Annotated in this window: 9 protein-coding genes; 4 read left to right on the forward strand and 5 right to left on the reverse strand. The window is 73.2% G+C overall.

Annotation, left to right across the window (positions count from 1 at the left end):
* Positions 1 to 19: 19 nt before the first annotated feature.
* The 4 genes from ACIP37_RS11405 to ACIP37_RS11420 all read right to left on the reverse strand — a co-directional run bounded on the left by ACIP37_RS11405 (position 20) and on the right by ACIP37_RS11420 (position 7643).
* Positions 20 to 1591 carry an alpha/beta hydrolase gene (locus ACIP37_RS11405; RefSeq protein ID WP_400843679.1) on the reverse strand — a complete coding sequence of 524 codons (1572 nt, stop codon included), beginning with the start codon at positions 1589 to 1591 and terminating at the stop codon, positions 20 to 22.
* A 202-nt stretch (positions 1592 to 1793) separates the two neighbouring features.
* Entirely contained in the window at positions 1794 to 3326 is a 1533-nt protein-coding gene (locus ACIP37_RS11410; RefSeq protein WP_400843682.1) for a hypothetical protein, read from the reverse strand.
* Between the two features lie 67 nt (positions 3327 to 3393).
* Positions 3394 to 4149: a leucyl/phenylalanyl-tRNA--protein transferase gene (locus tag ACIP37_RS11415; protein ID WP_400843685.1), complete on the reverse strand. Its 756-nt coding sequence runs from the start codon at positions 4147 to 4149 to the stop codon at positions 3394 to 3396.
* On the reverse strand, positions 4146 to 7643 hold the full coding sequence (locus ACIP37_RS11420; protein ID WP_400843688.1) for an amino acid adenylation domain-containing protein: 3498 nt from the start codon (positions 7641 to 7643) through the stop codon (positions 4146 to 4148). The genes ACIP37_RS11415 and ACIP37_RS11420 overlap by 4 nt, the downstream gene beginning before the upstream one ends.
* Before the next feature lie 160 nt (positions 7644 to 7803).
* On the opposite strand from ACIP37_RS11420, the gene ACIP37_RS11425 reads away from it, so the two are divergent.
* Positions 7804 to 11037 (forward strand): EAL domain-containing protein, encoded by a 3234-nt coding sequence (locus ACIP37_RS11425; RefSeq protein ID WP_400804623.1) that lies wholly within the window; start codon positions 7804 to 7806, stop codon positions 11035 to 11037.
* 46 nt (positions 11038 to 11083) lie between these two features.
* Here the strand turns inward: ACIP37_RS11425 and ACIP37_RS11430 are convergent, their stop codons facing one another.
* Positions 11084 to 12043 carry a helix-turn-helix transcriptional regulator gene (locus tag ACIP37_RS11430; protein WP_363579627.1) on the reverse strand — a complete coding sequence of 320 codons (960 nt, stop codon included), beginning with the start codon at positions 12041 to 12043 and terminating at the stop codon, positions 11084 to 11086.
* A 444-nt stretch (positions 12044 to 12487) separates the two neighbouring features.
* Here ACIP37_RS11430 and ACIP37_RS11435 point away from each other — a divergent pair, with 444 nt between their 5' ends.
* The 3 genes from ACIP37_RS11435 (at position 12488) to ACIP37_RS11445 (ending at position 22844) form a co-directional block, all read left to right on the forward strand.
* Entirely contained in the window at positions 12488 to 13105 is a 618-nt protein-coding gene (locus ACIP37_RS11435; protein WP_363579628.1) for a papain-like cysteine protease family protein, read from the forward strand.
* Between the two features lie 4 nt (positions 13106 to 13109).
* Positions 13110 to 13961 carry a hypothetical protein gene (locus ACIP37_RS11440; protein WP_400804619.1) on the forward strand — a complete coding sequence of 284 codons (852 nt, stop codon included), beginning with the start codon at positions 13110 to 13112 and terminating at the stop codon, positions 13959 to 13961.
* A 426-nt stretch (positions 13962 to 14387) separates the two neighbouring features.
* Positions 14388 to 22844 (forward strand): ricin-type beta-trefoil lectin domain protein, encoded by an 8457-nt coding sequence (locus ACIP37_RS11445; RefSeq protein WP_400843691.1) that lies wholly within the window; start codon positions 14388 to 14390, stop codon positions 22842 to 22844.
* The last annotated feature ends 18 nt before the right edge of the window (positions 22845 to 22862 follow it).

Consider the following 22862-nt stretch of genomic DNA (forward strand, 5'->3'; position numbering starts at 1 on the left):
CGGCACTGTTGAGGGCTGCTCAGGACTGCTTGGCGCAGGTGCGGTCCTTACCCGGCAGCCGGCCGGTGGCCAGGTAGGTGTTCACCGAGTCGTCGACGCAGGCGTTGCCGTAGACGCCGAAGCTGGTGTGCTGGAAGGCGCCTTCGAGGGTGACCAGCCGGGAGCTGGGCAGCATGCCGTGCAGGGCCACACTGCCCCGGTACGGGGTGCGCGGGTCGTTGCTGGCGGCCACGATCAGCGCCGCGGTATCGCGCCGGACCCGGGTCGGCTCCTCGCGCGGCGCGTCCCAGAACGCGCACGGGGTGATGTTCTCGGTCATCGGGCTGAACAGCGGGTGGGCGGCCCGGCCGCGCTCGATGTCGCGCCAGTACTGCTCCGGGTCGCGCGGGGCGGCCACGTCCCCGCACAGGATGGCGGTCTGCACGCTGCCGGTGGCCGAACCCGCGCTGGTGAACGTCCCCCGCAGGAAGGCGGCGAAGCCGGGCGACACCCGGGTGGGCCGCCCGTCCGCGGCCCCGGCGAGGACGGACAGCTGCTCGGCGAGGCCCGCCCGCGCCGGGGCGAGGTCGCTCGCGATCCCGGCGAACACCAGGGAGGGGACCTGGCTGCCGTCGAGCCGGAAGACGTCGGGGGCGGTACCGACGGTGAGCGGCTCCCGCTCGGCCGCCGCGACGACGCGGTCGATCGTGGCGCGCACCTGCGCGCGGGTGTCGCCGAGGCCGTAGTCGGCGTGGTGCGCGGCCGCCCAGTCGGCCCAGCCGTCGAGCGCCCGCTCGTGCTCGTTCTCGGTGCCCCGCATCAGCCGGGGGTTGTAGCTGCGCGGGTCGATCCCGCCGTCGAGGACCACCCGGTCGTAGCGGCCGGGGAACAGCTGGGTGTAGGCCGTGCCCAGGTAGGTGCCGTACGAGTAGCCCAGGTAGGAGATCTTCCGTTCGCCGAGCGCGGCCCGGACGACGTCCAGGTCGCGGGCCGTGTTCCGGGTCGTGACGTGCGGCAGCACCGAGCCGTTGGTGGCGCGGCACCGGTCGGCCACGCTCCTGGCCCACGCCGTCTGGCGGTCGAAGACCGCCCGGTCGGCGCCGGCCGAGGGCAGGACGGGTCCGTTGGACAGGCCGCAGTCCAGCGGGGTGCTGCGGCCGACGAAGCGCGGGTCCATGCCGATCACGTCGTAGCGGGCGCCGGTCTCCTTCATCGCCCCGCGCACCAGTACGGAGTTGGCGAGGCCCGGCCCGCCGGGGCCGCCGAAGTTGAGCAGGAGGGAGCCGATCCGGTGCCGGGTGTCGGTGGCCTTGAGCCGGGAGATCGCGACGGTGATCGTCCGCCCCCGGGGGTCGCTGTAGTCGAGCGGCACGGTCACGTCCGCGCAGCGCGCGCCCGCGCTCTCCAGGCCGCGGCCCACCTCGTCGTCGGGGCCCAGGACGCAGCTGCGCCAGTCGAGGCGCTGGTGGTGGTAGCGGTCGAGTCCGGCTCCGGCGCTCCCGGGGCCGCCGTCACGCTCGGCGGCGGCCGTGGCGGCGGGCGCCGTGGCGAGGCAGGCGGTGAGGGCGAGGCCCGCGGCCGCGACGCGGCGCAGGGCCTTGGGGGTGGTCATGCGGTCTCCTGACGATGACGGGTGCGGGTGCGGATGCGCAGGAAGTCGGTCAGGCCGACTTCCTGCGCGCCAGCCTTCCAGCGCACCCGGCGCCGGATCATCGCCCTGGGACACGAACTGTCGGTACGTCAGGAGCAGTAGCCCCGCTGCCCGGCGTACCACCCGGGCAGTAACCGGACCCCGGGGCCGGAGCGTGCCCGGGTCAGCCGCTCGGGCGCGGGGACGGCAGGGCCGCGGAGCCCGCCACGAGGGGCCATTCGCGGTGGAACGGCGGCAGCGGGTACGTGCCCTCGATGACCGGGGTGCCGAAGACCTTGAGGTGGGCGAGCAGCGAGCCGGTCAGGTCGACGCCGCCGACCAGCGACCAACTCCCTTGGGCCTGCGGCGGGTTGCCGGAGGAGTCGGCGGTCAGCGAGCCCTCGGCCCGAGCCCGCAGGTAGGGGGCGACGGTGGTCTGGACGCCGACGGTGTCGTAGAGGCCGACGGAGACCTCGGCGCCGAGCGCGGCCCGCACCCCGGCCTTGCCGGTGAGGCGCACCCGGACCGGGGAGACCTTGGTGTCGGCGTCGGTGGTCGGGGTCCAGCCATTGCCGCCGGTGTAGTCGGCGCGGACGGCCCAGGTGCCGGTGGCCTCCTGTTCGGCCTCCAGGTGGACCTGGCCGTCGGCGCCGACCTCCAGGTAGCAGGTGAGCTTCAGGTTGACCACGACGGGCAGTCCGGCGACGGTGAGCACCGGGCTGGCCTGCAACGTGGCGAAGGGCAGCCGGACGGGCGCGGCGCCGGTGCTGCGCGCGACGTCGCCGGTGACCTTCCACTGGGCGTGGGCGCCGAGGTCGAAGCCGATCGAGGCCGTGCGCGGGCTGCCGGCGGCGGCGCCGTGGTAGGCGAAGTGGACGGCGGGGTGCAGTTGGAGGGAGCCGGAGGCGTCCACGCTCGCGCCGTCGGGCAGCGGGACGGGGGCCTTGACGTCGACCTCCAGGGTGCCGGAGGCGTCGGCCTTCACACCGCCGCCGTCCGCACCGACGACGGCCTTGAGGTCCTTGACCAGCGGGGTGACGGTGATGCCGTGCGGGTCGACGGGCACCTGGCCGTCGGCCTCGGTGCCGCCGAGGAGTTCGGCGAGGGTGGCGGGGCGAGTGGTCAGGTTGAGGCTGGCGCCCGCGCCGGGGCGGACGCCGGTGACGGCGACCAGCGCGCCCTGGGGCGCGGCGGCGGTGGGCGGGCTGGCGATGAGCTGCCCGGGTTGAACGGCGGGGGCGGGCGCGGGGGGCGGCGTCGCGCCGGCGGTCGCGGTGGGCCCGGCGGCCGGCGGCGCCGAGAGGACGGCCGTGCCGCCCGCCGGGTCGTACGCGGTGAGCTGGAGGTTCTGCCCGGCGGGGGTGGCCGCGCCGCCGTCCTTGGCGGGGGCGGCCACGGCGGCCTGCCGGTCGCCGGCCGGGGCGGCGGTGACCGGCGTACCGGCGGCACCTGCCGTACCGGTCGGCCGTGCGGTGGCAGCGGCGGTGGTCGGGGCGGCGGCGGCCCGGGCGCGGGGGGTGCCGGCGGCCTGGGCTGTCGGGGCCTGACTGCCGGCGGCGGACGCGGTCGTGGTCGTGCCGGTGGTGACGGCCGCTTCGGTGGTGCCGGCGGCGGCCTGCGGAGTGCCGGAGGTGGTCGGCCCGCAGGCGGCGACCCCGGCGAGGGCGAGGGTGAGGAGGGCGGGGCCGACGGCCCTGCCTATGGAGCTTTTGAACACGCGGCGTCATGTTACTGACGGGGAATAAGTTTGTCGAAGACAGGCCAGGCAGGGTAAAAGGCGCAGGTCAGACCAGTCGGGCCACGGGCAGCGGAGCTCCCGGCAGCGGGCCCACCGCGGCGTCCGCCGCCAACGCGGCCAGGTACCGGGAGCGGGGCACCGGCTCGGCGCCGAGACTGCGGATGTGCGGACTGTCCCACTGGGCGTCGAGCAGCCGACCGCCGGCCGCGCCGAAGCGCACCCCGAGGTCGGCGACGGCGACGCGGGCGGCGTCGGGGCGGCGGTGGAACATCGAGTCGAGGCTGAGGACGGGCCCGGCGGCGACACCGAACACCCCGCCGATCAGCTCCTCGCCCTCCCACACCTCGCCGCTGTGGGCGGCCCCGAGCGCATGCAGCCGCTCCAGTGCGGACCGCAACTCTCCGGTCAGCCAGGCCGGTTGGCGGCCCTCGGCACAGCGGGCCACCACCTCGCCGAAGGCCCGGTCGGCGCTGGTCCACCACTGCGGCCGGTGGCGCAGCCGCCGGGCGAGGCGGCTGCCGAGCCGGACGCCGCCGGGCGGCAGGACGGGCCGGGGGTCGGGCGACCACCAGGCCAGCGCGTACGGGTCGTTCCCGCCGGGCAGCAGCGCCACCTCGCCCGCCTCGACGGCTTGTTCGTAGCGCGCCTCGTTGTAGGCGCCTGCGTACTCGTCCGCCGCGGGCATCGGGAACAGGCCGCGACGGTACGCCGCCAGCAGGTCCGACGCGCCCAGGCCGGCGCCGAACGCCACCGGCCCGTCCCCGGGCCCGCGTTGGACGTCCAGCCCGTCGAAGGGGCTCACGCCGGCGGCCCGAGGAAGCCCTCCGCCGCCAGCCGCCCCAGGTAGTGGTCGAGCAGGCCGGCGTCCACGGCGGGCAGGTCGATGCCGCTGCCGGCGAGCGCGGCGTCGGTGTTGGCGCGGTCGAACAGCGGGAAGACGGGCCGGAAGTACAGCTCGCTGATCGACAGCGCCGACCCGGGAGCGCGGTCGACGAACAGCGGGACGAACGGCGTGATGGGGTGGGCGGGGTGCCTGGCGGCGAACCGGACAAGGCCCTGCACCCAGTCACGGTAAGGGAGTTCGGCGATCGGGTGGCCCCGGACCCGGAGCCGTTCGGCGAGATCGGCGAGATCGGCCGGGCGCGGCGAGGTGAGGTGGTAGACCTCGCCGTCGGCGGGGGCGTGGGCGGCGATGTGGGCGACGGCGCGCGCGAAGCGGTCGGCCGGGACGAAGTCGAGCGGCAGCAGCACGTCCGGGCAGGTGCCGCTGTCCGCCAGGTACGCGATGAGCGCGCAGATCTCGGTGCCGGTGTTCATCACACCGGTGGCGAGGTCCCCGGTGACGTCGTTGGTGCGCAGCACGGTGACCGGGAGACCGGCGGCGGCTGCCTCGTGCAGCAGCTGTTCGGCGACCCACTTGCTCTCGACGTAGCCGACGCCGAGCCGGTCGGGGTGGGCGAGCGGGGTCCGTTCGGTGACCTCGCGGACGCCGGCCGCGCCGAAGCCGGCCAGCACGGCGAGGGTGGACAGGTAGTGCACGGGCACGCCCCGGCTGTGCCCGGCGAGGCGGATGATCTCGCGGGTGCCGCCGACGTTGGGCGCGCGCAGCTGGTGGTACGGGTAGAGGAAGTTGACCTGTCCGCCGAGGTGGTGGACGGCGTCCAGACTCCCGGCCAAACCGTCGAACTGACGCTGCGTCAGTCCTAGTCGGGGTGCGGCGAGGTCGCCGACCAGGGGCACCACCCGGCTGTCGGTCAGGTCGTGGCGCAGGAAGCGCTGCTGGGCGGCGCGCAGGCGTTCCAGCGCGTGTTCCTCGTCGGGGGCGCGGACCAGGCAGTGGATCCGGGCCCCGGTGGTGGCGAGCAGCGCGTGCAGCAGGTGGGCGCCGCAGAAGCCGGTGGCGCCGGTGAGCAGGATCTCGGCGGGTTCGGCCCGGCTGGGCGCCGGGCTCCAGGACTGCTGGACGGGGTGGGCGAGCCGGGCTTCGGCGGCCCAGTCGACGGCGGCCTCGCCGGAGCCGGAGCCGGAGCCAGGGTCGGTTCCGTCGACGCGGGCGGTGCGCGCGGCTCCGTCGGCGCGGGCGGCCTGGACGGCGGTCGCGAAGGCGCGCAGGGTGGCGTCGCGCAGCAGGGCGCGGGTGAGGGCGCGGACGCGGGTGACGTCGAGGCCGAGCATGATCCGGGCGCGGGCGAGCATCTCCATGGCCAGCAGGGAGTTGCCGCCGAGGGCGAAGAAGTCGTCGGCGGGCCCGACCTCCTCGACGCCGAGCAGTTCGGCCCACAGCCGGCCGATGGCGTCCTCGACGGCTCCCCCACCGCCCGCCGCCCCGGTGCCGCCCGGGCCGGGCCGGCCCGGGGTGCGGGGCTCGGCGTGCGGCAGCCGGCGGCGGTCGACCTTTCCGGCCGGGGTGAGCGGCATGCGTTCCAGCGCCACGAAGGCGGCCGGGAGCATGTACTCCGGCAGCCGTTCGGCCAGGTAGGCGCGGAGCCGGTCGCGGCGGACCCCGGCTTCTGCACCGGCGTCGGCGTGGTCGGCGAGCGTGTAGTAGGCGGTGAGCGCGCGGCCCCCGTCGGGGTCGCCGCCGTCGGCGGCGACGCGGGCCTGCCGGACGTCGGGGTGGGCGGCGAGGGCGGCCTCGATCTCGGCGGGGTCGACGCGGTGGCCGAGCACCTTCACCTGGTCGTCGAAGCGGCCGAGGATCTCCAGCTGCCCGTCGGCCCGCCAGCGCCCGGCGTCGCCGGTGCGGTACATCCGCTCGCCGGGCACCGGCGCGTACGGGTCGGGGACGAAGGCCTCGGCGGTCGCCACGGGGGCGCGCCAGTAGCCCCGGGCGAGGCCGGGCCCGCCGAGGTGGATCTCGCCCTTCTCGCCGGGCCGTACGGGGGACAGTCGGGCGTCCAGGACGTGCACCCGCACGCCGGGCAGTGGGCGGCCGATCGGCACCGGCGCGGCCGGGCCGCCCGGGCCGGCGCCGTCCAGCAGGGCGGGGGTGACCTCGCAGAGCGTGGAGGTGACGGCGGCCTCGGTGACCCCGTAGGCGTTGACCAGCCGGACGCCGGGCAGCCGGTCCAGGCAACTGCGGCAGTCGTCGGCGTGCACGACGTCCCCGCCGACGACGACCAGCCGCAGCCCCTCCGGGCCGGGCCCGCCGGGCGGGAGCAGCGTGAGCACGTGGTGCCAGTAGGCGGGGGTGAGGTCGGCGACGGCGAGGCCGAGTCCGCGCATCCGGTGGACGAGTTCGGTGGGCGCCCAGGTGCGGCCGCCGCCGAGGACGAGGGTGGCCCCGGCGAGCAGGGTCGCGAAGACCTGCTCCAGTGCGGTGTCGAAGCCGAGCGCGGCGAGTTGCAGGACGCGTTCGCCGGGGGCGAGGCCGTAGGCGTGGACGACCCGGTCGAGGGTGAACACCAGGGCGCGGTGGGTGACGGGGACGCCCTTGGGGGTGCCGGTGGTGCCGGAGGTGTAGATCAGGTAGGCGAGGTCGTCGGGCGCGGCACCGTCGGGCTCACCGGCGCCGTCGGGCCCGGCGCCGTCGGGCTCACCCGCGCCGTCGGGCCCGCCCGCGCCGCATAACCCGGCGAGGACCGGCTCACCGCCGCCGTCCGGCCCGTCCTCGGCGTCCACCGGCACCGGCTCGACGCCCGGCAGCGCCCCGCCCTCGGTGACCGCCACCCGCGCCCCGCTGTCCTCGACCAGCCGGGCCAGCCGCCGCGCCGGGTACGCCGGATCCAGCGGCAGCAGCGCCGCGCCCGCCTTCAGCACGCCGAGCCAGGCGACGACCAGGCCCGCACCGCGTTCGAGGCAGACCGGCACCACCTGCTCGGGGCCGGCCCCGCGCGCCCGCAGTGCCCTGGCCAGGCGGTCGCTGCGCCGGTCCAGCTCGCGGTAGCTCAGCGTGGCGTCGTCGGCGACGACGGCGACCGCGTCCGGGTGCTGCGCGGCGCGGGAGCGCAGCAGTCCGGGCACGGTGCCGCCGTCGCCCTCGGCCCGCCCGCGGCCGCGCTCCCCGGGGGAGCCGAGCCCGGGGAAGCCGAGCCCGGGCGGGCGCCATTCGCGGGCCACGTGGGCCCGGCAGTCGTCGCGGCCGGCCGGCCCGTACACCAGGTGCCAGCCACCCGGCACGGTCAAGTCGCCGGGCCAGATCGCGTACTGACCGCTGTCGTTGCGAACCACGGCGTGACGCCCGGAGTTCACATCCGTTCGTACGCCCTGTGCGCTGTCTGCTGCGTCGTCCACCGGCTTGACCTCGTGCTGTGGCGGCAGTTTCCTGGGAGGTGCGACATTTCCGACTATACGCACTCAGGGCACAGGACGAACGTCCGATCGCAACCCGACCGGACGCGACGCTGCCGTGTGCCCGTCAGCCCGGGGCGAGACGACCCTGCGACCGCCAAGACCCGTCCTCGCCCGAACTCCCCCGTCCCACCGGCCGGGTGGCGTCGCGGAGGAGGTAGCCCCGTTGACACGTCGGCGACAACGCCTGATGGTCTGTTACCTGCTGTGGATGGTGCTGTTCACCGGCGTCTACTATGTCAACCCCTCGCAGCGGATCATCTGGTGGACGGGCATCGGACTCGGCAGCAGCGCGGCCATCGTGGCCGGCGTCCGCCTCAACCGCCCCGCGCACGCGCTGTTCTGGTACGTGCTGGCGCTCGCCAACCTGAGCTTCACCGCGGGCGAGGTCGTCCAGGTCGTCCAGACCCAGTTCCTGCACCTGCACAACCCGTTCCCGTCCGTCGCCGACGGCTTCTACCTGGCCGAGTTCGTGCTGTACGCGGCCGGTGTGCTCGGATTCATCCGCTGGCGCACGGCCCGTCAGGACCGCGCCGGCCTGCTCGACGCGCTGATCCTCACCATGGGCCTGGCGCTGCTCGCCTGGATCTACCTGATCCTCCCGTACGCCCGCAACCCCGACCTCTCCTGGTTCCGGAAGGCCGTCTCGATCGGCTACCCGCTCGGCGACGTGGTCGTCCTCGCCCTGCTGCTGCGGCTGCTGACCCCGCGCGGCGGCAACAGCCGGGCGCTGCAACTGCTCACCGTCGGCACCGTCGGCATGCTGGTCGCGGACACCCTCTACGGGCTGATCCAGTTGCACGGCAACTGGCACATCGGCACCCCCGTCGACTTCGGCTGGGCCGCCTTCTACACCGCCTGGGGCGCGGCAGCGCTGCACCCGTCCATGGTCGAGCTGACCAGACCCGTCCCCACCCAGCAGCCCGACCTGAGCGCCGGCCGCCTCGCCCTGCTCACCCTGGCCTCGCTGATCGCCCCGGCGATCCTGATCATCGAGTCGCTGAACGGCAACACCAGCAACGCGGGCGTGATCGGCGCCTTCTCCGCCCTCCTGTACCTGCTGGTGCTGGCCCGGCTGGCGGTCGTCGTGGTCGCCCGCCGACAGGCGATCGCCCGCGAGCGGGCCCTGCGCGAGGCCGGCGCCAGACTCACCGCGGCCGTCACCGTCGAGGAGGTCGCGGACGCCGTCCAGGCCACCGCCTCCACCCTGATGCCCACCGAGCCCGGGCACGTCGCCCTGCTCGCCGTCACCGAGGCCGGCGTCCTGCACGTGCGGCACGCCGAACGCGGCGCCGCCCAGCACCACCTCGGCCCCGTCACCGACTCCGACGAGGCGCTCGCCCTCGCCGCCTACCGGGAGACCCGGCTGCTGCCCGTCGAGGACATCGGCAGCGACCTCGCCGCCCGCCTCGACGGCATGCCCTCCGCCCTGCTGTGCCCGCTCACCCTCGACGAGCGCCCCTCCGGCGACCCGCTGATCGGCGCGCTCATCGTCACCGGCACCGCGCAGGAGCTCACCAGCCTGTGGGGCTCGCTGGAGATCCTGGCCGCGCAGGCCGCGCTGGCCGTCGAACGGGTCATGCTGAGCCAGGAGGTCAACCGCCGCAACAGCGAGCTGTACTTCCGCACCCTGGTGCAGAACGCCAGCGACGTCATCCTGATCCTGGACGCCGACGACGGCGTCCGCTACGCTTCCTCCTCCGCCGAACGGGTCCTCGGCTACCCCAGCCTGGACGGCACCCTGCTCACCGAGCTCGTCCCGCCCGAGGACAGCCGGGCCGTCGGCAGGGCGCTGGCCCGGATGCGCGGCCCGGTGGACGCCGCCCCGGCCCACGCGCCGGAGCACTCGCCGCCGCGCGAACCGCCGCACTCGCCTCCGCACTCGCCTCCGCACTCGCCGACACGCGAACCGCTGCGCGAGCAGCCCCGTGAGCACTGGCGGCTGCTGCGGCAGGACCGGACCCCGATCGAGGCCGAGGTCCGCTTCAACGACCTGCGCGCCGACCCGACGGTCGGCGGCCTGGTGCTCACCCTGCGCGACGTGACCGAGCAGCGCCAGATGGAGCGCGAACTCACCCACCGGGCCTTCCACGACTCCCTCACCGGCCTCGCCAACCGGGTGCTGTTCCTGGACCGGGTCGGCCACGCGCTGTCCCGCGGCGAGCGCAGCGGCGCCGTCACCGGGGTGCTCTTCCTCGACCTCGACGACTTCAAGGTGGTCAACGACACCCAGGGGCACGCGGTCGGCGACGAACTGCTGATCGCCGTCTCGCTGCGGGTCTCCACCGCGCTGCGCAGCTCGGACACCGCCGCCCGGCTCGGCGGCGACGAGTTCGCCGTCCTGGTCGAGGACGCGCTGCGCCCGGCCGACGTGGACGCCATCGCGGACACCGTACTGGCGGTGTTCGCAGAACCGTTCAAGCTGAGCGCAGGGGCCGTCCGGGTGACGGCCAGCATCGGCGTCGCCACCACCGAGGACAGCGTCGACGCGGCCGAACTGCTCACCCATGCCGACCTCGCGCTCTACTCCGCCAAGGCGGCCGGCCGCCGCCAGTGGCGCCACTACCAGCCCGCCCTCCAGACCGGGCTGGTGGAGCGGCACGAGCTGAACGAGAACCTGGACGCGGCGATCGCCGAATCCTCCTTCCAGCTGTACTACCAGCCGATCGTCGACCTGCGCACCGGCGGCCTGGTCGCCTTCGAGGCGCTCGTCCGCTGGCCGCACCAGCGGCGCGGCATGGTGCTGCCCGACGAGTTCATCGCCCTCGCCGAGGAGAGTGGCCAGATCGTCCCCCTCGGCGCCTGGGTCCTGGAACGCGCCGCCCAGGAGGCCGCCGCCTGGCACGCCGCCAGCTCCGCCGACCGCGCCGCCGCCGGCCTCCCCCCGCTGCGGGTCAACGTCAACGTCTCCGCCCGCCAGTTCCGCGACGCCGGCTTCGTCGACGTCGTCCGCGGCGCCCTGCGCAGCTCCGGCATCGACCCCCACACCCTCGTCCTCGAACTCACCGAATCCGTCCTGATGCGCCGCGACGACCGCGTCCACGCCGACATGGCCACCCTCGGCGACCTCGGCGTCGGCATCGCCATCGACGACTTCGGCACCGGCTACTCCTCGCTCTCCTACCTGCGCGAGTTCCCGATCTCCATCCTCAAGATCGACAAGTCCTTCATCGACGGCCTCGGCCTCTCCCCGCAGCAGTACGCCCTCGTCGAAGGCATCACCCGCATCGCCGACACCCTCGGCGTCCGGGTCATCGCCGAAGGCATCGAACACCCCGAACAGCGCGACCTCCTCGCCGCCATGGGCTGCCCGCTCGGCCAGGGCTACCTCTTCGCCCACCCCATGACCGCCCCGCAGGCCCGCGCCCTCGTCGGCGGCACCGCGCACGAACCGGCCTGACCCCCGATCTCAGGTCCACACCTCAGGGCCGCGCCTCAGGGCCGCCTCAGGTCCACGCCCAGCGGATGCCCGCGACCCCGGGCCCCAGCGCGGTCGCCACCACGTGCGCCAGGTGGTGGCTGTCCAGGGTGAGGTCGGCCAGGCTGTCGTCCGGACCCTCCGAGTCACTCGCCGTGAACCACTGGCACTGCACCGGGAGTTCACCCGGATCGAAGCGCACCCGCAGGACGTAGTGGTCCGCCGGGAAGCGGAAGGCCGCACGGTAGCGGCAGCACTCGGCCGCGCTGTGCGGGCGCACCTCGAAGGAGAACACCTGGGTCTCGGAGCAGTGCAGCGAGCGGTCGAACAGCAGCTCCGCGAGCACCACCCGGGCCACCGGATCCCGGCGCACCCGGCCCAGCCGGCAGCTGTCCCCCGCCACGATCTCGACGGCCCCCTCGTCCACCCCCTCGTCGCAGTCGTAGATCAGCAGCGCCCGGTCGACCCCGTCCTGACGGGCCCGGACCGCCACCATCGAACTGAGCGCCGCCAGTTCACGATGCGGCCCGACCGTCACCGTCGCGCACTCGGTGACCACCTGGAGCTTCCCGGCCGCCGGGCTGTCCAGATCCGCGAGCAGCCCGCCCAGATCACCGGGGGTGCGCACCATCTGCGGGTACGGACGCGGCCCGCCGCCGTCGCGGTCCGCCCCGCCGCGCGGCCGCGGCGCACCCAGCAGGGCGGTGAGCGCGTGCGTCGGCAGCCCGAGGATCTCCTCCAGCGCGGCCACCACCCGTAACGACTCCGGGCGCTCAGGTCGGCGCAGCCCGCGCTGCCAGTAGCTCAGGGTCGTGACGGCGATCCGCAGTCCGCGCTCGGCCAGCCGGCTGCGCAGCCGCTCCAGCGGCAGCCCGCGGGCCTCGATCGCGGTGCGCAGCGCGAGACCGAAGGGCCCGCTCCGCAGCGCGGCCAGCACGGCGGCGCTCTCCGGGGCAACACCGGGCGGCGGTTCCTGACGACTGACCATCGGGACTCCCGGGGCTACTGGCCCGGCCGGCACGCGGCGGCGGGGCCGAGGGGACACGGCGGCGGTGCGGGGGCGGGGGGGCGGGGGACGGCGGCGCGGGGGCGGGGGGACGCGGTACGGGGGGACGCGGCGCGCTGTGAAATTACCGGCTTACCCCGGCCGCGTCCATATCCGGGAGCCCCGCTCCCGGCCGCCCGTCTGCGGCTCAGCACCTCCGCCGCAGCACCCCTCTTCACAGCCCCGTTCACAGCACCGCCCGCGCCCCTCCGGGGGGTCTGGGAGAGGCCCGGCGGGCTGCCTACTCTTCCTAGCAACCCCGGTCCGGGCCCGCCGCGTCGGCCGCGCGGCACACCCCCACACAGCACACCCCCACACAAGGCACACCCCAGGGCGGCGCCGGGTGCACACGGAGCCGCCCGTGCCCCCGCACGAAGGAGTTCCCCCATGAGCGGACCCATCCGTGGGTCGTCCCTGCGCGCCGCACTGGCCGCGCTGTGCATGCTGGCCGCCGTCGTGACCACCGGCGCCGGCACCGCCTCGGCCTCCCCCCAGGCCGCCGCCGGAAGTTCCCAGACCTTCGCCGCCAGTTCCCGGCTCAACATCTCCATGCAGACGCAGGAGCAGGACCAGTGGTGCTGGGCCGCCTCCGGCGACACCATCGCCACCTTCCTCGGCCACGGCACCGACCAGAACTCGTTCTGCGACCTCGCCTACGGCCAGGACACCTCGTACCAGTGCCCCAACCAGCCCGGCCAGCTCTCCTGGGTGCAGAACGCGCTCTCCGCCCTCGGGGTGTCCCCCGGCCAGGAGACCGGCGCCCTGTCCTTCAACACCATCGTCAGCGAGATCAACGCGGGCCGGCCGATCGAGACCGGCATCTCCTGGCTGGCCGGCGGCGGGCACGCCCAGGTCATCTACGGCTACGACCAGAGCAACAAGTCCATCTACTGGGGCGACCCGTGGCCCAGCAGCAACCGCTACAACCTGGCGTCGTACAGCTACTACGCCGGCTACAACGGCCAGTTCAACTGGAACGACTCGCTGTACCGGATCGGGGCGTGACACGATGACGCACTTCCGCGCCCCGCGCGCCCTCGCCGCCATCGCCCTGGCCGGCAGCGGACTGCTCGCCGCCGCCCCCGCCCTCGCCGCCACCTCGGCCACGGCAGCCGGCGCCCCGTCCGCCCCGTCCGCGGCCGACGTCACCGCGGCCGCCGCGGCGGCGAAGGCCGCCCCCGTCGTGCAGACCCTCGGCGGGTTCTTCGCCCACGGCTCCGGCCAGGGCTCCTCCGACGCCCGCCAGGCGCAGGCCGCCGCCCCGGCCCGGGTGGTCGGCGACACCGTCCCCGTGTACTACCTCAACCCGGACTTCGTCGCGTCGGCCTCCGTCGGGGCGCCGGTCGCGAAGTTCGCGTTCATGGCGACCGAGGCCGACGCGGCCGACGGCCGCAAGGCCTCGGTGTGGACGGCCCCCGACCCGCACGCCAGCGGGTCCTGGGCCGAGATCAACATAGCCTCCGGCAGCGACGAGACCGACCACGCCGCCGCCGCGGCAGCACTGGGCCGGGGCGCCGTGGCCTTCGAGGAACCGCAGATCCGGGCCTGGTACGCCCTGGTCGACGGCCAGGTACGGCCGCTCAACCCGGACGCGGTCCGGTCCGTGGGCGACGCGGGCATCACCCTCGCCCAGTACCAGCAGGTGGTCCACGACCGGTACGCCGACAAGCTGCCCGGCACCGACTACGCCAAGGCGCACCTGCTCGGCGGCTTCGACCGGGGAACGGCCCCCGTCGCGGCGCCGGCCGGCGACTCCACCCCGACCGCCGCCCTGCTCACCGGGGCCGGCACCCTGCTCGCCGCCCTCGGGCTCGGCACAGCGCTGCTGCGCCGCCGCCGGGCGGGCCGCGGCACCGCCTGACGGCACCTGTGCTCGGGTTCCACTTTGCGAACAGCGCCGATGGCGGGGCACCTCCGGGTGTCCCGCCATCGGCGGGTAGCGGTGGAAAGCCCGCACAGCAATTGACTGCACGTCACTTACTAATTTCACGACCGTCCCAGGCCCTTTCGCGCACGCGATTGGGGACCCTCTTCGCATGTCGGACACCTCGCTCACCTGGGGCGATGTCATCGAAATGACTCCATTTCTCACGGCTTCTCAGCGTAAGCGATCTGTTACGCAATCGTCATCCTGATTGGTCACTGGGAGTCAGCTGGGGGTGAGAGATTGTGCTTCGGCTTCGATCAGGCCATTCAAAACAATGCACATCCCTTGAGAGAGTTTTTGATGAAACGACGGTCTCGGGCCTCGTCCGCTTTTGCGGGCGGGGCCTTCTCTACGCGTCGGATGCGCCCCGTATCAGCGCTCCTGACGCTCGGCCTGCTGGTGCAGGCCGGCGTGGTGGTGGACGCGGTGACAGCCGCTCCGGCCACCGCCGCACCCTCACCCGCCACTCCGCCCACTGCTCCGGCCACCGAGGCGCCTGACGAGGCTTCGGCGCTGCTCTCGGCCCGGCTGCAGAAGCGACGGATCGAGGTCACCAACGCCCGGACGGAGTTCACCACGCTGTGGGCGAACCCGGACGGCACGCTGACCTCCGACCGCTCCACCGGCCCGATCCGGATGAAGCTCGGCGAGGCCTGGGTGCCCGTCGACACCACGCTGGTGCAGACCCCGGACGGCAAGGTAGCGCCGAAGGCGCACCCGGGCGGGGTGGTCTTCGAGGGCGGCGACGCCGGGGTGACGGTGGGCGACAGCCTGCCGGGCGCCGCGATACCGACGACCGCGCCGACCACGGCACCGGCGACGTCGCCCAGTGCGATACCGACGGCCCCCGCTTCCGCGTCCCCGTCATCGTCTCCGTCCGCTTCGGCTTCGGCTTCGGCTTCGACCCCGGCGTCGGCGTCGGCTTCGGCTTCGGCTTCGGCTTCGACCTCGGCTTCGGCTTCGGCCGACGCGAGCCGGGCCTCCCGCAGCGGCGCCCGCGCCGCCGCCCCGGCCGCCGACCCGCAGTCCGCCCCGGCCCCGGTCCCCGCCGAGCGCGAGCTGGTCAGGATCGGCTCCGGTGAGCAGCAGGTCAAGTTCGGCTGGCTGGGCAAGCTGCCCAAGCCCAAGCTGGAGGGCAACAAGGCCACCTACGTCAACGCCCGCCCCGGCGTCGACCTGGTCCTCGAAGCCACCCGGACCGGCTTCGAGCAGTTCCTGATCGTCAAGGACCGCTCCGCCGTCGCCCAGACCGGCACGGTGACGCTCCCGCTGGACACCACCGGGCTCACCGTCTCGCCGCAGCAGGACGGTTCGATCCAGCTGCTCGACAAGGCGACCGGCAAGGCGGCGGTCAAGATCCCGACCCCCGTCATGTGGGACGCCGCGGTCGACCCTGCCTCGCAGGAGCACCTGAACCGCGGCCCGGTGACGATGGAGGTACGCGGCCAGGGCGCGGACACCGAGCTGGTGTTCACCCCGGACGCCGCCTTCCTCGCCGACCCGAAGACCCGATTCCCGGTCACCGTCGACCCGGTGGTGGACGTCGGCACGACCTTCGACACCTACGTCCAGACCAACGAGAACATCGACGCCTCCTCGTCGACGGACCTCAAGCTGGGCAGCTACGACGGCAAGGTCGTGGCCCGGTCGTTCCTGACCGTCCCGGGCGGGTCGTTCAACGGCAAGCAGATCCTGGGCGCCACGCTCAACCTCGCCAACCATCACTCCTCGTCCTGCATCCCGAAGCAGTGGGAGGTCTGGAACGCGCCCGGCGCGGCCTGGTGGACCCGCTGGGGCAACCAGCCCGCGATGGAGCGCAAGTGGGCCACCTCGAACGACACGTACGACGTGGCGAACGACGGTGACACCCACGACTGCTACGCCTCCGACGGCACGTTCTGGGCCAAGGCCGACGTCACCGAGATGATCCGGTACTTCGCCGGGTTCGGTCACAACGAATACGGGTTCGCCCTCAAGGCGGCCGACGAGTCGAGCAACCTGTCCTGGAAGAAGTTCAGCTCCGCCGAGGGCTACTGGCCTCCGTACCTCTCGATCACCTACAACACCGTCCCGGCCACCCCGGCGACAGTGGAGGTGCAGCCGTCCCAGCAGGGCAACCCGCGCTACACCTCGGACGCGAACCCGCGCTTCCAGGTGCAGGCGGCCGACCCCGACGGCGACCCGCTGAAGATCTACCTGGACCTGTGGCGCGGCGGCACGTTCATCGGCAGCATCGTCCGGGACACCCCGAACGGCGCGATCGCGACCGTCCGCCCCTCCGACTACGGCATCGCCAAGCTCGACGAGGGCGTGCAGTACACGATCTGGGCCATGCTCGACGACGGCAAGTCCCGCTCCGGCTGGGTCGGCACCAACGTCATCGCCGACACCGTCAAGCCCGGTACGCCGTTCGTGAGTTCGGCGGACTACCCGGCGGATGGGCTCTGGCACGGCACCGCCAACCAGGCCGGGTCGTTCACCTTCTCCCCCGCCCCGGGCACCGACGACACCGCAGCCTACGTCTACACCCTGGACGGCGGCACCCCGGTGACGGTCGCCGCCACCGGCGCGCTGACCACGTCGATCACGCCGACCACCGAGGGTCGGCGCGTGCTCAGCGTGCAGTCCAAGGACCGCGCGGGCAACCTGTCCCCGCCCGCGACGTACACCTTCCAGGTCGGCCAGGCGGGCATGAGCTCGCCGGTCAACGGCACCCAGTCCGCGAAGCGCGTCAAGCTCGCGGTCGACGCCCAGGCGCAGTTCCAGCGCGTCGTCTACCAGTACCGCCGGGGCCCAGGCGCCGCGGAGTACAACGTCCCGCGCACCAACCTGACCAAGGCGGACAACACCGCGGTCACCGAGGACAAGCCGCGTCTCGCGGACCTCGGCCCGCACGCCAACTGGAGCGTCCTCGACACGCTCGGCCAGGTCGGCGGCGTCGTCCAGGTCCGCGCTCTCCTCTTCCCCGAGGACGGCTCCGGCAACGGCTACGCCACCGTCTGGAACACCATCACGGTCGACCGCAACGCCGACGGCGCGGCCGGCGCCGGCATCGGCCCCGGCTCGGTCAACCTGCTCACCGGTGACTACTCGACCGACATCACCGACGCCGACGAACGCGGCCTGTCGGTCAAGCGCACCGCCTCCTCGCGTGACCTCGGCCGCGGCTGGCAGCCCCAGGGCGAGCGTCTGACGCTCAACCAGCGGCAGATCGGCACCGACCTCACCGGCTTCACCGCCGGGCAGGCGGCGCTGTCCCGCTCCACGGTCCGCGGCCACGACAACTCGCCCGACTCGCTCCTGGTCGTCCCGGCCAGCTCCGGGTGGGACTCCTTCGCCGCGCTCGGCCCCGAGTACACGCTCGGCCAGGGCATGCAGCCCGGCAGGACCTACCGGCTCACCGGTTGGATCTACGTCCCCGGCGCGACCGGCCTGGACAACCCGCTGGCCAACCGCGGCCTGCGGATGGTCGGCGTCTACCGCACCCCGGCCGGCTACGGCGAGACCGCCTCTCCGAAGGCGTCGTTCACCGACGGCTGGCAACAGCTGACGCTGGACCTGACGGTGCCCAAGGACGCCACCGAGGCCTGGTTCCGCCTCTACAACGGCAACACCGCCGGCAGCGGCAAGGAGGTCTTCTTCGACGACCTGTCGCTGAAGGAGATCGTCGCCCCGTTCGGCCCGCAGTGGGCCGGCGGCCCGGACGCGGGCACCGGCTCGGACTACCGGGCGCTGTCCTTCCCGCAGTCCGACCTGGTCGAGATCAAGAGCAACGACGACAACTCGCTGACCTTCGCCAAGGGCACGGACGGAACGTTCTTCCCCGAACCGGGCGCCGAGTCGATGTCGCTCAAGGCCGTGCCGGCCAAGTCCGGCGCGATCGTCCTGTCGGCCACCGGCCAGTGCCTGGAGGTCCCGAACGGGGCCGCCGGCAACGGCGCCGGACTGCGGCCCGCCGCCTGCACGGGCGGGTCGAACCAGCAGTGGACCCGTGGGGACGACCTGACCCTGCGCCTGCTCGGCTACTGCCTGGACAACCCCTGGGGCCAGACCGCCAACGCCACCGCGCTCACGCTCTGGGACTGCAACGGCGGCGCCAACCAGCAGTGGGAGGTGCGCACCAACGGCACGGTCATGAACCGCCAGTCGGGCCAGTGCCTCGACGCCGACAAGGGCGCCTCGATCTGGGTCTGCTGGACCGGGCCCAACCAGGTCTGGGACCTCCAGACCTCCGGCACCGCCTACGAGCTCGGCGAGCTCGACGGTTCCAAGACCGTCTTCGCCCGCCAGGCCGGTTCGAACATCTACCAGGTGGTGAGCGAGACGGGGCCCGACGCGGCCTCGACCACCCGCTACCAGTACGACACCACCGACGGCCGCTCGCTCGTCAAGCGCATCATCCCGGCCGTCGAGCCGGGCGTCGACGACGTCAACGGCTGCACCGTCGACCCGCTGCCGCGCGGCTGCGAGGTGATGGAGTACGACTACGCCAAGGCGACCACCGCCACGGCCGCGACCCCGGGTGACTATCTGGACCGCGTCCGGGGCGTGAAGGTCTGGACGTGGAACCCGGCCACCTCCAAGCAGGAGGCCGTCGAGGTCGCGCACTACGCGTACGACGACCGCGGCCGCCTCGCCCAGGTCTGGGACCCGCGCCTGGCCACCCCGCTGAAGACCGCGTACAGCTACGACGACGCCGGCCGGGTCACCCGGATCGGCGCCGCCGGTGAGCTGCCGTGGAACTTCGACTACGGCAAGGCAGCGGCCGACCAGGATCCTGGCCGCCTGCTGAAGGTCCGTCGCGGCACGCTCGCGCCGGGCAGCAAGGACCAGGTCACCGGCGAGAACGCGACGTCGGTCGTCTACGAGGTGCCGCTGACCCGCGGCGCCGGCGGTCCGAACGACCTGGCGGGCGCGGACGTCGCCAAGTGGGCGCAGACCGATGCGCCGACCGACGCCACCGCCGTGTTCGGCCCCGAGGACGACCCTGGCGCCAACACCGCCTCGGCAGCGAAGCCCGGTCCGGACGGCTACAAGCCGGCCACCGTCCACTACCTCAACGCCTCCGGCAACGAGGTCAACACCGCGGCACCGTCCACTACACCGGGCGGTGACATCAGCACCACCGAGTACGACCGCTACGGCCACGCCGTGCGCGGCCTGTCGGCCACCAACCGCTCCATCGCGCTCGGCGTCCACCCGAACGCGGACAAGCTCGCTGCCGAGCTGAACCTGACGACGGCCGACTCCGTCTCGCGCGCCCGGCTGCTGGACTCCCGCACCGTCTACACGGCCGACGGCCTGGACGTGACGGAGATCCTCGGCCCGGTCTACCGAGCCTCGCTCGCCGAACAGGTCAACGGGCAGACCAACCCGGCCGTCGTCACGGCCGAGGCCGAGAAGCTGCCGCAGCTGGGGACCAACGCCACGGTCCAGATCGACAACGACTGCTGCGGCGTCACCTGGTCCGGCGGTGCCCAGCTGGGCATCCGCGGCACGGCGGCGGGAGCGTTCGACGCCATGCGCGTCACCGTTCCCGAGGAGGGCGAGTACGTCCTCTCCGGCCAGCTGACGAAGAACAGCGACCACGGCGTCATCCAGTGGGCGATCGACGGCAAGGACGTCGGCCAGCGGCTCGACACCTACAGCGCCAGCGCCGTGGTGGCCCCGTACACCACCGGCGCACCCGTGAAGCTGACGCGCGGTGACCACGAGCTGAAGCTCACCGTGGTCGACACCAACGCGGCCAGCAGCGGCGAGCGGTTCCACACCGGCATCGACACTGTCACCCTCACCAAGGCGACCGTCAACCCGACTCTGGCCGCCGGGACTTCGGTCGTCGCCCGCGACCACAACACCAACACCTACGACGAAGGGAAGCCCGACGGCCAGGCCTACCACCTGGTCACCACCTCCACCGACGGCGCCCGCATCGACGGCTACGCCGACGACGTGGAGCTGCGCGTCACCAAGCACGGTTTCGACACTCCGATCGGCGGCACCCCCGGCTGGACGCTGAAGAAGGCGACCTCGGTCACCACCGACGCCCTCGGCGCCAAGCTGACCGCCTACGTCAAGTTCGACGCCTCCGGGCGGGCGCTGGAATCCCGCAAGCCGGGCTCCAACGGCACCGACGCCGGAACGGTCAAGTCGGTGTTCTACACCGCCGGGACCAATGCGGACGACGCCGCGTGCGCCAACCGTCCCGAGTGGGCGGGCCTGCCCTGCGTCACACTGCCGGGCGGGGCCGTCACCGGGGCCGACGCCTCGCGGATGCCCACCACCCTGCCGGTGAAGCGGGTCACGCGGTACTCGGCGTTCAACGAGCCGGAGGAGGTCACCGAGACCAACGCGGGCAAGTCCCGCAAGACCGTCACCGTCTACAACGAGCTGGACCGGATCCTCTCGACCGAGATCACCTCGGACGAGGGCAAGCCGCTGCCGAAGGTCACCGTCGAGTACGACCCGGCCACCGGCGACGCGGTGAAGACCACCTCCGACGGCAAGTCCCTGACCCGGGTCATGGACCAACTGGGCCGACTGATCTCCTACACGGACGCCGACGGCGGCACCACCACCACGGAGTTCGACCGGTTCGGCAAGCCGGTGAAGGTGAGCGACCCGACCGGGTCCACCGGCTACGCCTACGACCGGGTGAAGGAGCCCCGCGGGCTGGTCACCTCCGTGACCGACAGCGTGGCAGGCGAGTTCACCGCCAAGTACGGTCCGGACGGCCAGCTGGTCGAGCAGACCTACCCCGGCGGCATCGTCCGCAAGGACACCTTCAACGCCGTCGGTGAGGCCACCGGCCGCACCTACACTCGCACCTCGGACAACACGGTGGTCTGGGCCCAGACCACCGACATGTCCACCCAGGGCCAGGTCGCCAAGGACACCAGCTCCACCGCCACCCGTTCCTACCAGTACGACCGGCTCGGCCGGCTGGTGAAGGCCGAGCAGACCACGGCCGCCACCGGCTGCGTCACCCGGCAGTACGCCTTCGACGCCCACTCCAACCGCCTGTCCAAGCAGACCTCCCCGCGCGGGGCGGCCGGCGAGTGCAGCACGGCCGGGGCCACGGCGGAGAACCACACCTACGACAGCGCCGACCGGCTCACCGACGCGGGCTTCGTCTACGACGCGTTCGGGCGCACCGTGAAGACGGCCACCGGCGCGACCAACACCTACTGGGCGAACGACAAGGTCGCCGTCCAGGAGAAGGGGGACACCAAGCAGGAGTGGGCCGTCGACGCCGCCCACCGCCTCACCGCGTTCACCACCAGCAAGAAGCAGGCCGACGGCACCTGGGCCAACGCCACGTCGAAGCTCAACCACTACGGCGACGACTCCGACCAGGTCCGCTGGACGGTCGAAGACACCACCCAGGGCAACCTGACCCGTAACGTCACGGGTCCGGACGCCGGTCTGGCCGCCACCACCAGCAGGACCGGTGACATCCAGCTCCAACTGACCAACCTGTTCGGGTCGGTGGTCGTCACCACGGACACCGCGCTGACCAAGCCGGTCGTGCTGGACTTCGACGAGTTCGGCATCCCCCAGGACGGCCAGGCCAACGTCCGCTACGGCTGGCTCGGCGGCAAGGAGCGCTCCGCGGAGGCGCTGGACGGCGACATCCTCATGGGTGCCCGCCTCTACAGCCCGGCCCTGGGCCGCTTCCTCCAGATCGACCCCGTCCCCGGCGGCAACGCCAGTCCGTACGACTACTGCACCGGCGATCCGGTCAACTGCACCGACCTCGACGGCAACTGGGGCATGCCCAAGTGGCTGAAGAAGACAGTGGAGGTCGTCGCCAAGGTCGCTGAAGTCGCGTCCTACATCCCCGGCCCCATCGGCGCCGTCGCCGCCACCGTCTCGGCGGTCTCCTACGCCGCGACCGGCAACTGGGGGAAGGCCGCGGAGATGGCCATCACCGCGGTCGCCGCCACCGTCGGCGCCGGCCCGGTGGTCAAGGCCGTCGCGGCAGCCGCCACGACGACCAGGGTCGCGGCCAAGGCGGGCAAGATCGCCTCGGCCGCCAGAACGGTCTTCCGGCGCACGGAGGCCGTTGCCTGCCCGATCGGGAACTCCTTCACGCCCGACACTCCCGTACTCATGGCCGACGGCACCTACCTGCCGATCGGTGACGTGCGGGTGGGTGACCATGTGGCGGCAACGGATCCGGAGACCGGAACCACCTCCGCCGAGCCGGTGCTGGACGTCATCACCGGCTACGGCACTCGACACATCGTCGAGATCAGCACCGACGCGGACGCCTCGGCCGCCCCGCTACAGGCCACTGACGGCCACCCGATCTGGGTGGAGGGCCGCGGCTGGGTGAAGGCCCTGGAGGTCCGACCGGGAGACCGGCTGCGCTCACCCGACGGCACCACGCCGGTGGTCACTGCGGTCGACGACCTCGGTGACCTGGACGGGCAACTGGTCGTCAACCTCAACGTCGGCAACCGGCACACCTACTCGGTGCGCGACGCGAGCAACGACGTCGTGGTGCACAACTGCTCAGGCGCCAGCCTTTCCCACCTGACGTACATGGGCCACATCTTCCCGCGCCACGTGCTCCGGTTGGCCAACCCCTGGAAGTCGAAGTTCGCCACGAGCAATCCGCGAACGATCAAGCGAATGATCAAGACGGCCATCAAGAAGGCCCCGGCTCAGCCGAACACCAATGGCACGCCCGGCCACTTCCACGTCTACGACTTCGGCAACAGGACGGTCGGCCACAACAAGAACGGCATACGGAAGACCAGCATCAAGGTGGTGGTGCGCCATGGCAAGGTCGTCACTGCCTACCCGGTTTGACACGAGTTGGAGGTCACT

This window comes from Kitasatospora sp. NPDC088861, from assembly GCF_044750105.1.
Lineage (GTDB): Bacteria > Actinomycetota > Actinomycetes > Streptomycetales > Streptomycetaceae > Kitasatospora.